The following is a 1,814-nucleotide window of genomic DNA, read 5'->3' as shown; positions in this document are numbered from 1 at the left end:
GCCGTCGGTGGTGCGGAGGTGTTCTCATCTCGCCCGCCCGTTGCTACGGTGCCGGACCTGACGATCCATCAGTTCCCATGGGGCTGACCCCCGACCTCCGACCTCCGCGGGAGGCCCGTATGCGCGCCTTGATCGCCGCCGCGACCGGCCTCGCCCTCGCGCTCGCCCTGGTCCTCACCCTCACCGCCCTGGGCGCCCCGACCGGCGAGACCTCCCCGAAACCCCTGCTGACGACAGTGCCCGCACACCCGTGACCACTCGGGAGGGAGGCCGACATGCGCCGCAAGTCCGGCCTGATCCTGCTCGCCCTCGCCGTGTTCTTCGCGGCGCTGTCCCCGCTGTTGCGCTGGTACGCCTTCCCGCGCCTTGCCAAGGTGCCCGCCAACGCCTACCAGGACATGGTGCTGGAGGCACGGAACGCCACCCTCCTCGACTACGGCACGATGACCGCCCGTACCGTCCCCAAGGTCACCATCGTGCAGACCCTCAAGGGCAACGTGGAGGAGTCGGAGAGGATCGAACGGACGGCGGGCCGTGACGTCGTCGTCTGGGACGGCCTGTCCTACGTCCAGGGCCCCGACGGCAAGATGGTCTCCCGCATCCCCGAGCGCTACATCTTCGACGCCCACACCCAGGAACCCGTCCACGCCACCGGAGAGATGGTCGACGGCCACCCCGTCCGCCGCGAGGGCCTGGAGTTCAAATGGCCCTTCCGCACGGAGAAGCGCGACTACGAGTACTTCGACGCGCAGGCCCGCGTCACCGCCCCCATCCACTACAAGGGCACCGAGAAGTTCCGCGGCCTGGAGGTCTACTACTTCGAGCAGACCATCCCCTGGACCCAGGTCGCCATGCCCAGGACCATGCCCGTCGCCGGGATCACCCCCGAGACCGTCGCCAGGACGGGCACCACCCGCTGGTACACCACCGTCCGCAGGTTCTGGGTCGAACCCGTCACCGGCGCCCCCGTCTACGGCGAGGAGATCCACCGGGAGGAACTGCGCGGCGGCACCCTCCTCGGCGACCGCGACAAGGTGACGGCCTTCGCCGGCCACGTGAAGATGCGCGAGGACTACATCGAGCACACCGTCGACCTGGTCGCCGCCAACCGCACCCTGGTGCTGCTGATGACCTCCTACCTGCCCTGGGGGTTCCTCACCCTCGGTGTCCTCCTCCTCGCCCTCGCGCTGTACGTGGAGGCCCGCGGCCGACGCCCCGCAGGGCCGGAACCGGCCCCCGCCGCCGACACCGAACCGGTCACCGCCTGAGCCGCGCGTTGGTGTGCCGGGTCGGCTCGGCACCGGCCGGGTCCTCCGGCCACGGATGCTTGGGATACCGGCCCCGCAGCTCCGCCCGTACGCCCTTGTAGCCGTCCTTCCAGAAGGAGGCGAGGTCGGCGGTCACGGCCGCGGGCCGACCGGCGGGGGACAGCAGGTGCACCAGCAGCGGCACGCCCGCCACCCGCGGCGACTCCTGGAGCCCGAACATCTCCTGGAGCTTCACCGCCAGCACCGGCTGCCCGGGGTCGGCGTAGTCGATCCGGATTCCGGACCCGCTCGGCACCGTGATCCGCTCCGGCGCCAGTTCGTCCAGCCGTGCCGCCTCGCCGGACGCCCAGGGCAGCAGCCGCGCGAGTGCCTTCCCGGCGTCGATCCGCGCCAGGTCGCCGCGCCGCCGGGCCCGGCTCAGTTCGGGCTCCAGCCAGTCGTCAGCGCGCGCGTGCAGCGCCGCGTCGGAGACGTCCGGCCACGGCTCCCCGAGACGCGCCCTGAGGAACGCCAGCCGCTGCCGCAGCCCCCGCCCCTCCGCCGACC

Annotated in this window: 3 protein-coding genes; 2 read left to right on the top strand and 1 reads right to left on the bottom strand. The window is 72.1% G+C overall.

Annotated elements, in window-relative coordinates:
• Positions 1–119 precede the first annotated feature (119 nt).
• Both BZL64_RS39310 and pgfA read left to right on the top strand, forming a co-directional pair.
• The gene (locus BZL64_RS39310) at positions 120–254 is read left to right on the top strand and encodes an SPW_0924 family protein (protein ID WP_107430417.1); all 135 of its coding nucleotides are present in this window, start codon (positions 120–122) and stop codon (positions 252–254) included.
• Between the two features lie 21 nt (positions 255–275).
• Entirely contained in the window at positions 276–1,268 is a 993-nt protein-coding gene (pgfA, locus tag BZL64_RS35735) for a cell envelope lipid trafficking protein PgfA (RefSeq protein WP_086773204.1), read from the top strand.
• Here the strand turns inward: pgfA and BZL64_RS35730 are convergent.
• Positions 1,258–1,814: ATP-dependent helicase C-terminal domain-containing protein (locus tag BZL64_RS35730; RefSeq protein ID WP_279634657.1), on the bottom strand; the 557-nt coding region annotated here is incomplete at its 5' end. The genes pgfA and BZL64_RS35730 overlap by 11 nt on opposite strands.

The sequence above is a fragment of the Streptomyces bobili genome, from assembly GCF_002154575.1.
GTDB classification, from domain to species: domain Bacteria; phylum Actinomycetota; class Actinomycetes; order Streptomycetales; family Streptomycetaceae; genus Streptomyces; species Streptomyces bobili.
Note: the sequence above shows the minus strand (reverse complement) of the source record. Positions and strands in the feature narration are given on the sequence as shown.